Source organism: Allosaccharopolyspora coralli, from assembly GCF_009664835.1.
GTDB classification, from domain to species: Bacteria; Actinomycetota; Actinomycetes; order Mycobacteriales; family Pseudonocardiaceae; genus Allosaccharopolyspora; species Allosaccharopolyspora coralli.
Window position 1 is genome coordinate 814812 of record NZ_CP045929.1, and the last position, 13989, is coordinate 828800.

A 13989-nucleotide genomic window follows, 5' to 3' on the forward strand; every position below is an offset into this window, starting at 1 on the left:
TACACAGGGACACGAGCACGGAGGTGCGGCGTGGCGGAACGGGTGACGACCGAAGTGGACCTGCTCGTCGTGGGCGCCGGCCCCACGGGCCTGTTCGCGGCCTACTACGCGGGATTCCGGGGCTTGTCGGTGGCGCTGGTCGACTCCCTTCCCGAGCCGGGCGGCCAGGTGACCGCGATGTACCCGGAAAAGATGATCTTCGATGTGGCCGGTTTCCCTGAGATCCGCGGACGCGCGCTCGTCGAGGCACTCGTCGAACAGGCCGCCCAGTACGACCCGCTGTACCTGCTCGGCAGGAACGCGACCGATCTGACCGATGTGGACGGAGGGTTGCGGGTCGCCGTCGGCGAGGAGGAGAGCGTGCAGGCCGGGGCGGTGCTCGTGACCGCAGGGATCGGGGAGTTCTCACCCCGCCCGCTGCCTGCCGGGCAGGACTGGCTCGGCAGGGGAGTCGTCCATTTCATCCCGCACTTGCAGGAACACGCCGGGCGCGACGTCGTGGTGGTCGGTGGTGGCGACTCCGCGTTCGACTGGGCCTTGGCGCTGCATCCGATCGCGCGAAGCGTCACGCTCGTGCACCGTCGGGAGCGGTTCCGCGCTCAAGCCGGCATGATCCGCAAGGTGGAGGCTCTCGACGTCCCGCTCGTCACCGGGGCCCAGATCGCCGAGGTACGCGGCGACGAGAGCGGCGTGTACGAGGTGGAGCTCGCCGTCGGAGACCAACGCAAGGTCCTGCCCGCCCAGACGGTCGTGGCCGCGCTCGGGTTCACCGCCGACCTCGGCCCCATCGAGGCGTGGGGACTAAAACTGGGGAAACGGTCCATCGTCGTGGACAGCACGATGCGCACCAACCGGGACCGCGTCTACGCGGCGGGCGACGTCGCGTCCTACGAGGGCAAGGTCAAACTCATCGCGACCGGCTTCGGCGAGGCCGCCACCGCGGTGAACAACATCGCGGTGGCGCTGAATCCCGACGCCCATCTGTTCCCCGGCCACTCCTCCGACATGAGCTGATCCCGCCGCGGCCTGCGAGGGCGCGCGGGCCGAGTGCCCTGCCGGGCCGCGTGAGCCTTTTTGGTGGCTATAGCAACCAAAAAGGCTCACGCGCTCTTTCAGGTGTTCTGGTTGATCCAGTCCTGCAGCGCGGACACGTCGGTGTAGATCGACGGGCCGGTGGCGCAGTTCTGGTCGTTGTTGCCGGCACGGGAGGTCGCGCCGATCAGCTCCCAGTTGCCCGGGGTGCCCTTGAGCTGCGGGCCGCCGGAGTCGCCGTAGCAGGCGCCGGAGTCACCACCGGGATTGTCCGTGCAGATCTCGTTGGCGGCGTCGATGCCGGTGCAGTCGGCGTCCGCAACGATCGAGGTGTCGAGCTCCTGCAGGTAGTCCGGCGCGCTCCCGCCGGGGGCGGGGGTCGTCTGGCCCCAGCCGATGATCCGGGTTTCGGTGCCGTCGGCACCGGACTCGGCGGCGATCGAGATCGGCTGCGCCTGCATCTGCTTGTCGAGCTGGATGACGGCGAGGTCGGCCGACGGGTGCGAGACCGTGTTGACGACGTTGGCCGTCTCGCCACCGTTGGCGTGCTCGTTGGACCCGACACGCACCGACATGTCGCCGCCGCTCTCGACGCAGTGCGCCGCGGTGACGGCCCAGTCGGGCTTGATCAACGAGGCGCCGCAGCCGTGGCTGCCGTTCATCTGCAGCGACACCATGAACGGGTATTCCTCGGTGGCGTCATGGCCACCGACGATCAACGGGTCGACGTCGTCGGCCGGGGCCGCCACCGCAGGAAGTCCCACCGCGCCGACCATCGCGGCGGCCGCGAAGGCGCCGACCAGGAGTGAACGTGTGCGCATAACGTCGATTCCTTCCGTGTATCCCGGCGGTCGTTCGCCGGTTTCCGGAAACTGTAGGGCGCGTCACAGAGACCGGAGCACCCACGAAAGGAGGGAGACACCCGGTCGAGCTCACTCGGATTTCCCGGATTGTGCGTGTTCCGATCACCCGGAGTGCCCCGCGCGGCTACCCGGCGTCCCTCGTTCAGGCGGGCACGGCGACGCTTGTCAGGCGCGCTTCTTGCCCGGGTCGGCGTCGGCGTACTCGGTGAGCTTGCTCAGCTTGTGCGAGGAGTCGATGACGCGCACCGTCCCCGACTTCGAGCGCATCACGATCGACTGCGTCGTGCAGCGGTTCGCCCGGTAGTGCACACCCTTGAGCAGCGCCCCGTCGGTGATGCCCGTCGCGCAGAAGAAGACGTTGTCCCCACCGACCAGGTCCTCGGTCGTGAGCACCCGCTCCACGTCGTGCCCGGCGGCGCGGACCTGCTCGCGCTCGGCGTCGTCCTTCGGCCACAACCGCGCCTGGATCGCACCGCCCATGCACTTCAGCGCACACGCGGTGATGATGCCCTCCGGTGTGCCACCGATGCCCATGAGCATGTCGACACCGCTGTCCGGTCGCGCGGCGGCGATCGCCCCCGCCACGTCCCCGTCCGAGATGAACTGGATCCGCGCGCCCGCCTCGCGGACCTCGCCGACGAGGTCCTCATGGCGCGGGCGGTCCAGGATGCAGACCGTCACGTCCGAGACGTCCAGTTGCTTGGCCGCCGCTACCCGCCGGATGTTCTCCGCTGCGGGCAGGTTCAGGTCCACCACGTCCGCGGCTTCCGGGCCGACCGCGAGCTTCTCCATGTAGAACACCGCCGACGGGTCGAACATCGCGTTCCGTTCGGCGACCGCGAGCACCGCCAACGCGTTCGGCATGCCCTTGCTCAACAGGGTGGTTCCGTCGATGGGGTCGACCGCGACGTCGCACTCCGGCCCGTTGTGGTCGCCGACCTCCTCGCCGTTGAACAGCATCGGGGCCTCGTCCTTCTCGCCCTCGCCGATGACGACCACACCGCGCATGGAGACCGTGCCGATGAGCTTGCGCATCGCGTCGACGGCGGCGCCGTCCCCGCCGATCTTGTCGCCGCGGCCCACCCACCGGCCGGCGGCCATCGCCGCGGCCTCGGTGACGCGGACCAGCTCCATCGCCAGGTTGCGGTCGGGGGTCTCGCGGCTGGTGCTGGTGTTCAACGCGCCTCCTGGGTAGCGACGGATCTCGATCCGAAAGATCGTGTCAGAGTGCATTGGGGAACTGTCCTTGGTGCCCGTAGGGCACGGTCATACGTGCCCAGCCGCAGCAAAGCGAGGGGCTCCGGCGTTCGGAGTTCGTGCCTCGCAAGGCAGGGGTTCTCGTCGCGTACGCCTGGTACTCAAGAGGACCCCAACGCCGCGAGGCACGAACTGGGGTGGCGGTACCGGACCACCCATCTCAGCTCCAAAACGCCCTCTCAGACATGCGCCGGGGTTCTGCGCGACCGACCGGTGGAAGTGGCTCACACCACGCGCGGCCGCACACTTGGCGCTGATGATACTGGGCACGGACGTGTCCGTCCGGCTCACTCGGTGTCGTCGTCCGCCGCCGACTCCTCGTCGGCAGGCTCGACAGCCGCCAGTGCGTTCTCCACCCGTTCGCGGGCACCGGCGAGGTGCCGCTCGCACACCGAGGCCAGCGCTTCGCCGCGTTCCCACAGCGCGAGCGAGTCCTCCAGGTTGAGTCCGCCGGCCTCCAACTGGGAGACGACTTCGGCCAGCTCGTCCCGCGCCTGCTCGTAGCCGAGCTTTGCGACCTCGGGATGATCGGCCTCGGGGTCGAAGTGGTGCCCGCCCGACTCGTCGGGGTTGCTGCCGTTGCCGCTCACGGTGAGCCCTGCCGCCCTCTCGTCGTTCCTGTCCGCTCGGCGCTCGCCCGGGCTCCGCCGGACGCCAGCGCCGACGCGATCACCTGGTCGTAGTCCGCGAACGCCTCGGCGTACTCGGCTCCGTCGCCCTCCTGAACCGCGTCCAGGATGCGCTGCTGTGCGCGGCCCACCCTACGACGGTGGTCCCGCAGGTCGTCGGCACCACCACGCCGCTCGACGCGCTCCGACGCCGCGCCTGTGAGTGCGTCGAGCAGTCGCGGCAGGTGGTGGCGATCGGCCGAATCGCAGCCGCCGAGCAACGCGAACCAGCACCCCGCCGCGGCGGCTCTGGCCGCGCGCAGCTCGACGGGAGCCTCTGGCACCGCTGCGCAGGTCAACGGGAGGAACACCGGATGCAGCGGGGCCGCCGGATGCGCGAAACGGGAGTGCATCGAACCAGAACCTCCGATCGAACCGGCCCGGTGCGCCACGCGGTCCGTCGGGACCGTCGACACCTCGCGGCAGCGACGTGATCACTGCCCGGGTGACGAGAGTCAGCCCTCGGACACGATGGCGTGGACCGCACCGTCAACGACTCGGACGCGCAGTTCGGTTCCCGCGGGTGCGTCCTCGATGGACCGGAGCACCCCGTCTCCGGGGGCCGTGCGCTGCACGATCGCGTAGCCGCGAGCCAGCGTGGCCGCCGGGCCCAAGGTCGTCAAGCGAGATCGGGTCGCGCCGAGCGTGTGTTGCTCGGCCGACAGCGACGCTCGCATTGCCCGCCTCGCCCGGTCCCGGAGGTGATCGACCTGCTCAGCGCGCCGGTCCAGCGGGCGGTGCGGGTCGGCGAGCACCGGGCGGGTCCGCAGCGACGCCAGCAGACGACGCTCACGATCCACCCATCCGTGCAACGCGCGGCGCGCCCGATCGCGGAGTTGATGCACCCGCCGGGTCTCCTCGGCGACGTCGGGGACGACACGTTTGCCCGCCGCCGTCGGCGTCGAACAGCGGACGTCGGCGACGTGATCGAGCAACGGCGAATCCGGCTCGTGCCCGATGGCACTCACCACCGGCGTCCGGGCGGCGGCGACGGCGCGACACAGCGCCTCGTCGGAGAACGGCAGCAGGTCCTCGACGCTGCCGCCGCCGCGCGCGAGCACGATCACCTCCACCGTCGGATCGGCATCGAGCTCTTCCAGCGCGTCGAGGATCTGCGGGACCGCCGTCGAGCCTTGCACGGCGACGTTGCGGATCTCGAAGTGCACGGACGGCCAGCGCAGCCGCGCGTTGGTGAGCACGTCGTGCTCGGCCGCCGACGCCCGCCCGGTCACCAGACCGACCTTGCCGGGAAGGAACGGCAGCGCGCGCTTTCGGCGCGGGTCGAACAGGCCCTCGTGCTGCAGCAGCTTGCGCAGTCGCTCGATCCGGGCGAGCAGCTCACCCACCCCGACGGCGCGGATCTCGTCCACCCGCAGGCTCAGCGTGCCGCGGGCGGCGTAGAAGTTCAGCTTGCCGTGCACCACCACCCGCGTGCCGTCCGTCAGCGGGGTCTCCATCGAACGCAGCATCTTCGCAGAGCACGTCACCGTCATCGACACGTCCGCCGACGGGTCGCGCAACGTGAGAAACGCCGTCGCCTGGTTCGGCCGGGCCGAGATCTGCGTGACCTGTCCCTCCACCCAGACCGCGCCGAGCCGGTTGATCCACTCGGCCACTTTCCTGGCCACCGTCCGCACCGGCCACGGTTCCTCGGCCGTCGTCGGCCCGCCGCGCCCGGTGCTGCCGTTCGTGGATGTCAGAGTGGACTCCTAGGATCTCGTGGTGCTCGCAGCGGCACACCGGTCGGCGTCATCGAAGGCAGGACGCACCGACGGGTGTCTGTCTTTGATCTTGGCCCAACGCGGCGAGCGGCAAGCTCAGGACTGGTCACCGGAGCGGATCGTGCCCAGTCTGCGCGAGAGCATCCGCAGGAACTCAGGACGAGCCAGGTTCGCCCGCTCGTGGTCCAACATCCTGGTCAGGTCCTCCTCGGAGAACCAGCGCAGCTTTCCACGCAACTGCGGCAGGGTGAGCTGATCGTAGCCGGGCAGGACGTCGAGGTCGTCCGTGACGCGCTCGTGGCGGACCGGAACGTCGGCGGGCGCGGCGGTCTCCGCCTCGTCCTCGTCGAAGGTCGCCCAGTCCGGTGCCTCGTCCGGTTCCCGCAGCGGCGACAGTGCCTCGTCGCCCTTGATCGCCAGCTCCGTCACGTGCTGTTGCAGCCGCATCGACAGTTGCAGAGCCTGGCTCGTGACGGTCACGGGCAGCCCCACCAGGGCGGACGGGAGTTGACGGGTCTGCTCGACGGCGGTGGCCGCCAGCCCCGCCGCGACCCGCAGCGGGAACGGGAACGATCGCATGGTCACACCCTGCCGCACTCCGGCTCCGGAAGCCATCGGCGCCGCACCCGGACACGGTCGTGAGATGGGTCCCCGAGGGGTGCCGTCGGGCTGACCCGATCGGTGAGGGTTCCGTACCCTGAACACCATGACCACCTCGCCTCAGGCTCCCGTGGACGACGCCGACCGGACCGACCGCCCCAAGCGGGTGCTGCTGGCCAAGCCCCGCGGCTACTGCGCAGGTGTGGACCGTGCCGTGGTCACCGTCGAGAAGGCCCTGGAGACCTACGGCCCGCCGGTGTACGTCCGTAAGGAGATCGTGCACAACAAGCACGTCGTGGAGACGCTGCAGGATCGCGGCGTCATCTTCGTCGAGGAGACCGACGAGGTGCCCGAGGGCGCGCTCGTCGTGTTCTCGGCGCACGGGGTGTCCCCCGCGGTGCACGAGGAGGCCTCGAACCGCAACCTCCGCACCATCGACGCCACCTGCCCGCTGGTGACGAAGGTGCACAAGGAGGTCAACCGCTTCGCCCGTGAGGACTACGACATCCTGCTCATCGGCCACGAAGGCCACGAAGAGGTCGAAGGTACCTCGGGCGAGGCGCCGGACCGCGTCCAGCTGGTCGACAAGGCCGAGGACGTGGACAAGGTCGACGTGCGCGACCCCTCCAAGGTGGTGTGGCTCTCGCAGACCACGCTCAGCGTCGACGAGACGATGGAGCGCGTCGACCAGCTCCAGGAACGGTTCCCCGATCTGCAGGCGCCGCCGAGCGACGACATCTGCTACGCCACCTCGAACCGGCAGGTCGCGGTGAAGGCGATGGCGGCCGAGTGCGACCTCGTGCTCGTCGTCGGATCGCAGAACTCCTCGAACTCCAAGCGCCTCGTCGAGGTCGCGTTGCAGGCCGGCGCCACCGATGCCCACCTGATCGACTACGCCGACCAGGTCGACGACAGCTGGCTGGACGGTGTCGCCACCGTCGGTGTGACCAGTGGCGCCTCCGTTCCGGACGTGCTGGTGCTGCAGGTGCTCGACTACCTCTCCGAGCGCGGCTGGGGTGACGTCGAGGAAGTGACGACGGCGAACGAGAAGATCGCCTTCGCGCTGCCTCGCGAGCTTCGCAAGGATCTCGACGAGAATCCCGAGAGCCCCAGCAGCGTCCGCTGACCCACCTTCCTCGTGTGAGGCGAACGGCACTTTCGCCCCGTGTGACGAGGCGAAGGTGCCGTTCGCTCCATGTCCTGAACGGCGTGAACGGCACTTTCGCCCCGTGTGACGAGGCGAAGGTGCCGTTCGCCTCTCATGAGCTGATGTCGTGCACTCCCGCTCCGACACGCGGTCCGGAGCAGTGATCGAACCGGTCGCATACTTGCCCGTGCGTGGAAGAGCGCACGGGATCGGCGCAGCTTTCGGAGGCGCTTTTCGTCAGCCGGGGTCGCGACGCGGCGGTCGTGGCCGGCGTGGCGGTTGAGTGCCGGGTGGGGGTTGCGCCGGACCGCCGGGCGGGCGTGGTTGGTTCTCGGGCGGCCGTTGCGGCTTCTCCGGAGGCCGCTGTGGCCGACCGCCGGGAGGGGACGGCGGCTCGTTGCCCGGAGGCCGCTGCGGTTCGTTTCCCCTGCGCCGCGCGGGCGGCGGTTCCCCGCGTTCGGGAGCCTGCCGGGACGGAGCTCGGCGTCCGGGTGGCGGTGTCGACCCACGCCCGGGTGGCGGTTCGCTGCCCCGGCCATTGCCGGGTTGGGGCTGCCCCGTCCGGCCCTGACCGGGTGGCGGTGCGGGGTTCCGGCCCTTGCCGGGCTGCGGGTCGCGCGCGCGATCTCTACCGGGCTGCGGTGCCCCGCCACGGCCCTTGCCGGGCTGTTGCTCGTCGGCCCGGCCCCTGCCTGGACCGCCCCGAGCTGGTGTCTCGCCGCGGTCGCCTGCCGGTCGTTTCCGACCGGGCTCCTTGCCGCGCCCGCTGTCACGAGTGGGGCGCCCGCGCTCGTCTCGTGGTTGTTTGGTGGCCGTGGGGCGCTGACCGCCCTGCTCGCCTGCGTGTGCGGTGGCCTTCTCGGCGCGGTTGCCCGAAGCCGGTTTCCGCGGCTTCGTCTTCCGCGTCGGGGCGTCGGCGTTCGCCTGCGCCGGTTTGCGTTCGAGCACGAACATGCGCACGAGCCCGATGACGAGGGTGGCAACGGTGGTCGCCGCCATCGTGGGGAACCCGTTGATGAGCGGGCTCGCGAGGGCCAGTGCCGTGGCGGTGGTGCCGCCGCCTTCGGGAGCGCCCGACCCGGCGAGCAGCACCACGATCGGCATCGTCACCGCGAGCACGAGCGGCGGGGTCACCATCGGCCCGTACACGCTGCGGCGACGGACCAGCAGCACGCTCATGACGCTGCCGACGAAGAAGCACGCGGTGAACAGCAGGCCCGGCCGGCTCCAGAGCAGCACGTCGGCGAGCGTGCCGAGTGCGGTCGGCAGGACCGAGAACGCGAGAGCGATCCACCACGCCTTCCCGCGCATGGTGGGAAAAGCGGAGCGGTCCGCCCAGGCGAGGGCGCCGTCGTTCGGGCTGGGCGCACTCGGGCGCTCGCGGGTGGCGGTCACGGCTGTCTACCGTAACGCGCGCCGTTGCCGGATCGAGGCACGTCTCCGGTGAAGACGTGACGGTGCCGCTGTACTTGCACGAACGGGCGAAACACGACCACGCATCGGCACGTCTGCGCCGAGCGAGGTGACAGGGCGTGTGAGTCTTGACACGCAGCGCCGCCCCTCTTAGCTTCGAGCAATCGTTTTCTCGCCGCGGCGGCGTGAACGGGGGCCCGATGAGTGCAGCATCACCCCTGGTCGAGATGACTGGGATCACCAAGCGATACGGCGGAGTTCTGGCCTGTGACGCGGTGAGCTCGTCCCTGTACGCGGGTGAGGTGCACGCGCTGCTCGGTGAGAACGGCGCGGGCAAGTCGACGTTGATGAAGGTCCTCTCCGGCGAGGTTTCTGACTACGAGGGCGACGTGTCCGTCGACGGCACGCCTGTCCGCTTCGGCAAGCCCGCCGACGCCCAAGCGGCCGGTGTCGCGATGATCCATCAGGAGCTCGACCTCGTGCCCGCCCTGTCGGTGGCCGAGAACCTCTTTCTGGGGCGCGAAGTCCGACGGTTCGGGGTGATCGACCGGCGGACGATGGCTGCCGCGACTCGCGACGTCCTCGCCCGCACCGGCATCGACCTCGACCCGTCCCGGCCGGTCGGTGAGCTCCGCGTCGGCGAGCAGCAGCTCGTCACGATCGCGCGGGCGCTGGCACTCGACGCCCGCGTGCTGATCATGGACGAGCCGACGTCGGCCTTGTCCAACACCGAGGTGGAGCGGCTGTTCTCGGTGATCTCCGAGCTGCGCCGGTCGGGAACCGGCATCTTCTACATCTCGCACCGAATGGACGAAATCGGACGAATCGCCAACCGGGCGACGGTGTTGCGCAACGGCAGGCACGTCGCCGAGTTCGACGCGCAGCGGATGACCGCTGACGAAGCCGCGGAGGCGATGGTCGGCCGTGAGGTCCGCACGATACTGCGGGACGAGCACGGCCCGGTGGGCGAGGACTTGCTGCGTGTCACCGGGCTGGCGGTCCGCCCGACACGCCCTCGGGTCGGCAGGCGCGAACCGGACGGCATCGACCTCACCGTCCGATCCGGGGAGATCGTCGGGTTGTGCGGCCTGCTCGGCGCGGGGCGCACCGAACTGCTCGAATCCCTCTACGGCGCGGGTTCCTCGGGGCAGTGGGACGGCACGGCGGAACTGGACGGCGCACACGTCCGGCCCGGGAGTCCCCGTGCCGCGCTGCGTCTGGGCATCGCGTTCGTGCCGGAGGACCGGCGCAGTTCCGGCCTCGTGCTCAACCACTCGGTGCTCGCCAACACCGTGGTCTCGATCGTGGACCGGCTCCGAACGGCGGGTCTGGTCCGACGCCGCTCCGAGGTGGCGGAGACGCAGCGCACCGTCGACCAGCTCAAGGTCAAGCTCGGCCGCATCGCCGACCCCGTCGGCACCCTCTCCGGCGGCAATCAGCAGAAGGTCGTCTTCGGCCGGATGCTGCTGACCGAGCCGAAACTGCTCCTGCTCGACGACCCGACGCGCGGCGTCGACATCGGGGCGAAAGCCGAGATCTACCAGCTGCTCAGCGAGATCGCCGGGCGCGGCATCGGCGTGCTGCTCGCATCGTCGGAACTGCCGGAGCTGGTCGGCGTGTGCCACCGCGTCGTGGTGTTGCGCGGCGGCCGCAGCGTCGCCGAGTACGAGACCGAGAACGTGACGGAGGCCGACTTGCTCGCCGCCGCGATGGGGGAGCGGGTCGGCACGGGGGGAGGTGCACGGTGAGCGAGACGCGCGACGAGGCGGACACGGCGGTGGCGACGGGAGCGTCGCCGAGTTCGCGGACCGGGTTGGTCGATTCGTTGTTCCGGTTCCAGAGCTTCTTCGGTCTGCTGGCCGTCTTCCTCGCGGCGATCGTGTTCTCGCCGCGCAACAGCGACGGGCAGATCCTGTTCCTCACCAGCGACAACCTGTTCAACATCACCCGGCAGGTCTCCGAGATCGGCATCATCGCGATCGGGTTGACCTTCGTCATCCTCATCGGCGGCATCGACCTCTCGGTCGGGTCGGTGCTCGGGCTCGCCGCCGTCGGCTCGGCGGTGCTGATGGTGGAGAACAACCTCGGCATGATCCCGGCGGTGCTGCTGGTCCTGCTCGCGGGCGCTGTGTTCGGGTTCCTGCAGGGGGCGGCGGTCGCGCTGCTCGGGGTGCAGGCGTTCATCGTGACGCTGGCCGGGCTGCAGATCGCGCGGGGGCTGGCGCGCATGTGGTCCGGCGGGGAGACGGTGCAGATCTCCTACGGCGACGGCCCCGACCAGGCGCCGATGGCGTTCTCGCTGCTCGGTGAGCGCACGTTCGGCGGTGTGGTGCCGATCCCGGCGATCATCTTCGCGATCGTGGCGGTGGCGGCGATCCTGTTCCTGCGCACCAGCGCCTACTCGCGGCACCTGTACGCGATCGGTGGCAACGAGAAGGCGGCACGGTTGTCCGGTGTCCCGGTGAACCGGGTGAAGATCACCGCGTTCGTCATCGCCGGCCTGTGTGCCGCGCTCGCCGGCATCGTCCACGCCGGACAGCTCAACACCGGCAGCCCGAACGACGGTATCGCCTACGAACTCGACGGCATCGCGGCCGTCGTGGTGGGAGGCACGAGTCTCGCCGGTGGACGCGGCTCGGTCGTCGGCACCATCGCGGGCGCGCTGCTTCTCGGCATTCTCAACAACATTCTGCAACTCAACAGTGTCGACACCGATATCCAGTTGCTCATCAAAGGACTCGTGATCGTGGCTGCGGCGGCTTTGCAGCGGCTCCGGCCCACGCAGTAGGAGACGGTCCACCCGGGAGGAATGCACGATGCGCAAGACGATGAAGTCCTGGATCGCCGTCGGGTGCGCCGCGGCCGCGTTCTCGGCCGCCGGTTGCGGAACCACCAGCCAGAACACCGGCCAGGTGCAGCCGCAGGACCCGACGCAGAACTGCCAGGGGCCGGACGGCAGGTACACGATCGGGATGAGCCAGGCGAACCTCGCCGAGCCGTACCGCGTCCGGATGGACGAGGACATCAGGAAGGCGGCCGAGAAGGTGCCGCAGTTCGAGGAGGTGAAGTTCCTCGACGCGGCGAAAGACAACTCTCAGCAGGTCAGTGACGTCGAAAGTCTGATGACCCAGCAGGTCGACCTGCTGATGATCTCGCCGAACGAGGCCGCGCCGCTGACCGAAGTCGTCAAGAAGGCCTACAACGAGGGGATTCCGGTGGTGCTGCTCGACCGCAAGGTCGAGGGCGACGCGTACACCACGTTCGTGGGCTCCGACAACACCGAGATCGGCCGTCAAGCCGGCCAGTTCTTCGCCCAGCAGCTGCTCCCCGACGGCGGCAAGATCGTCCAGATCAAGGGTCTGTCCGGGTCCACGCCCGCCGCCGAGCGGGAAGCGGGATTCAAGCAGGGCATCGAGGGCTCGAACATCGAGATCATCGACACCGTCGACGGCGAGTGGGAGCGCTCGGTCGGCCAGCAGCAGATGGACGCACTGCTGAAGGCGCACCCGCAGATCGACGCCGTCTACTCGCAGAACGACCCGATGGCCGAAGGTGCCTACCTCGCCGCCGAAGCCGCTGGACGGGTGCAGGACATGGAGTTCGTCGGCATCGACGGCCTACCGATCGAGTCCGGTGGCATCAAGGCGGTCGAGCAGGGTCGACTCGCGGCGACGTTCGTCTACCCGACGGGCGGGCAGGAAGCGGTCGAGGCCGCCAAGAAGCTCCTCGTCGACTGCGAGCAGGTGCCGAAGCAGCAGACGCTGCCGACGCAACTGGTGACGCAGCAGAACGCCGCCGAGGTGTACCAGCGGCTGAACCAGAACTGATCCGCGGGCAGGAGTGGGCGGTGTCAGTCGGTGGAAGCAAGTGAGCTGGTGAGGAGCTCGGTGAAGACTTCTGCTGGGGTTCGGTAGTCGAGTATACGGCGGGGGCGGTTGTTGAGTTCTTCGGCCACGGTGTCCAGGTAGGACTGGTGGTCGGTGATGTCGGTTGCTTTGGGGAAGTATTCGCGCAGCAGCCGGTTGGTGTTCTCGTTCGTGCCGCGTTCCCACGGCGAGTGCGGGTGGGCGAAGTAGATGTCGACGTCGGCGGCCAGCGACAACGCCGCGTGGCGTGCCATCTCCGAACCCTGATCCCAGGTCAGGCTGGTGAGCAGATGCGACGGCATGTCGTTGATCTTCGACAGGAGTGCGTCGTGGGTCGTGGTGGCGTCATGCCTGCCGTCGGGCAGCGCCACACAGCAGGTGTAGCGCGACGTACGCTCGACCAGGGTGGCCATGGCGGTTTTGCCGCCCTTGCCCACCACGAGATCCCCTTCCCAGTGTCCGGGCACCCTGCGGTCGGCGACCTCGGCCGGGCGTTTCGATCGAGCGCATACCCACGATCCGCGCACCCGAGCTGCGGGCCCGGCCACGGGAGCGCCGCTGGCTACGCCCCGAGCGCAGCCAGATGCCTTGACGAGCCAGTTCGCCGGTGGGCAGCGCATAGATCCAGGTGTAGATCGCCTCGTGAGACACCTGCCAAGCCTGCTGGCCCGGCCGTTCGTGCCGCAACCGGCCCGCGACCTGGTCCGGCGAGCAGCCCTCCCGCAGCTTGGTCGTGACCACCTCACGCAGCACCGGATCTGTATCCAGCTTGCGGATCTTCGGCCGCGCTCGTGCCGACGTGGCCTGTCGTACGGCTACCTGGGCCCGGTAATGCGCCCGGCCGCCATGGCGACGGATCTCGCGGCTGACCACGCTGGGATTCCGCTCGATCCGCTCCGCGATCACCGCCTGGTCCACGCCCTCGGCGATACCGCGCGAGATCTCTTCCCGATCGCCGCCCGTCAACATCGTGCGCTGTCCCACCCGGACACTCCTCGTCGGCCTTCCACACTCCACCGACGACATACCTACACCAAGATCACGTGCTTACACCGGTTGAGATCAAGGTGCGGCCGTTGCGTTCGCGCGGAACGGCCGCATTCTGCTGCCCGATTTCGTCGACGTGCTCACGTCGATTCTTTCGGGAACGGAACCCGGAGTTTTCGGAACCAGGGCCCGCCATTCACGGCCGCGGTCGCTCGGTGGCGCGGAATCGTGACCGAGATCGCCTCCCTGAGTGTCCGAACCTCCTCGGCGGTCCCCCGAACGGGAATGTGTCGACCACATGAGCTGTCCGGATTGAACACGCTCCGGCGTCTCATTGCTCCATCACGGCCATTCCTCCGGAAAACGCCCCGTGGTGGTTGCCGGAATTCACGGTGATCGGTGACCATCGAACGCAGATCATCATCGGCACCGGAA

General features: G+C 69.3%; 12 protein-coding genes and 1 pseudogene. 5 read left to right on the plus strand and 8 right to left on the minus strand.

The genetic code is table 11. From position 1 onward, the window contains the following. Positions 1-30 precede the first annotated feature (30 nt). Positions 31-1014, plus strand: coding sequence for an NAD(P)/FAD-dependent oxidoreductase (locus tag GIY23_RS03905; protein WP_407646827.1), 984 nt, complete (start codon positions 31-33; stop codon positions 1012-1014). A gap of 98 nt (positions 1015-1112) precedes the next feature. On the opposite strand, the gene GIY23_RS03910 is transcribed toward GIY23_RS03905, so the two are convergent. The 6 genes from GIY23_RS03910 to GIY23_RS03935 all read right to left on the minus strand — a co-directional run bounded on the left by GIY23_RS03910 (position 1113) and on the right by GIY23_RS03935 (position 6120). Beyond that, positions 1113-1853 (minus strand): S1 family peptidase, encoded by a 741-nt coding sequence (locus tag GIY23_RS03910; RefSeq protein WP_154075407.1) that lies wholly within the window; start codon positions 1851-1853, stop codon positions 1113-1115. 207 nt (positions 1854-2060) lie between these two features. After that, positions 2061-3029 carry a class II fructose-bisphosphatase gene (gene glpX / locus GIY23_RS03915; protein WP_154078593.1) on the minus strand — a complete coding sequence of 323 codons (969 nt, stop codon included), beginning with the start codon at positions 3027-3029 and terminating at the stop codon, positions 2061-2063. Between the two features lie 410 nt (positions 3030-3439). Then, on the minus strand, positions 3440-3742 hold the full coding sequence (locus GIY23_RS03920; RefSeq protein ID WP_154075408.1) for an exodeoxyribonuclease VII small subunit: 303 nt from the start codon (positions 3740-3742) through the stop codon (positions 3440-3442). Then, positions 3739-4173 (minus strand): hypothetical protein, encoded by a 435-nt coding sequence (locus GIY23_RS03925; RefSeq protein WP_187352016.1) that lies wholly within the window; start codon positions 4171-4173, stop codon positions 3739-3741. Before GIY23_RS03925 ends, GIY23_RS03920 begins: the two co-directional genes overlap by 4 nt. A gap of 102 nt (positions 4174-4275) precedes the next feature. Continuing rightward, entirely contained in the window at positions 4276-5520 is a 1245-nt protein-coding gene (gene xseA / locus GIY23_RS03930) for an exodeoxyribonuclease VII large subunit (protein WP_154075409.1), read from the minus strand. A 117-nt stretch (positions 5521-5637) separates the two neighbouring features. Continuing rightward, positions 5638-6120 (minus strand): lipid droplet-associated protein, encoded by a 483-nt coding sequence (locus tag GIY23_RS03935; protein WP_154075410.1) that lies wholly within the window; start codon positions 6118-6120, stop codon positions 5638-5640. Between the two features lie 127 nt (positions 6121-6247). Here GIY23_RS03935 and GIY23_RS03940 point away from each other — a divergent pair, with 127 nt between their 5' ends. After that, a complete protein-coding gene (locus tag GIY23_RS03940) occupies positions 6248-7267 on the plus strand; it encodes a 4-hydroxy-3-methylbut-2-enyl diphosphate reductase (RefSeq protein ID WP_154075411.1) in 1020 nt (339 codons plus the stop codon). Between the two features lie 258 nt (positions 7268-7525). Here GIY23_RS03940 and GIY23_RS03945 read toward each other — a convergent pair whose 3' ends face one another. Next, positions 7526-8683: a DUF6542 domain-containing protein gene (locus GIY23_RS03945; protein WP_154075412.1), complete on the minus strand. Its 1158-nt coding sequence runs from the start codon at positions 8681-8683 to the stop codon at positions 7526-7528. A gap of 218 nt (positions 8684-8901) precedes the next feature. On the opposite strand from GIY23_RS03945, the gene GIY23_RS03950 reads away from it, so the two are divergent. The 3 genes from GIY23_RS03950 to GIY23_RS03960 are packed head-to-tail and all read left to right on the plus strand — an operon-like array spanning position 8902 to position 12528. Next, on the plus strand, positions 8902-10449 hold the full coding sequence (locus tag GIY23_RS03950; protein ID WP_154075413.1) for a sugar ABC transporter ATP-binding protein: 1548 nt from the start codon (positions 8902-8904) through the stop codon (positions 10447-10449). Between the two features lie 29 nt (positions 10450-10478). Continuing rightward, positions 10479-11489: an ABC transporter permease gene (locus GIY23_RS03955; RefSeq protein WP_222850313.1), complete on the plus strand. Its 1011-nt coding sequence runs from the start codon at positions 10479-10481 to the stop codon at positions 11487-11489. A gap of 28 nt (positions 11490-11517) precedes the next feature. Beyond that, positions 11518-12528, plus strand: coding sequence for a substrate-binding domain-containing protein (locus tag GIY23_RS03960; RefSeq protein ID WP_154075415.1), 1011 nt, complete (start codon positions 11518-11520; stop codon positions 12526-12528). A gap of 23 nt (positions 12529-12551) precedes the next feature. Here the strand turns inward: GIY23_RS03960 and GIY23_RS23455 are convergent. Then, positions 12552-13551: pseudogene (locus tag GIY23_RS23455) on the minus strand (IS30 family transposase). Positions 13552-13989 lie beyond the last annotated feature (438 nt).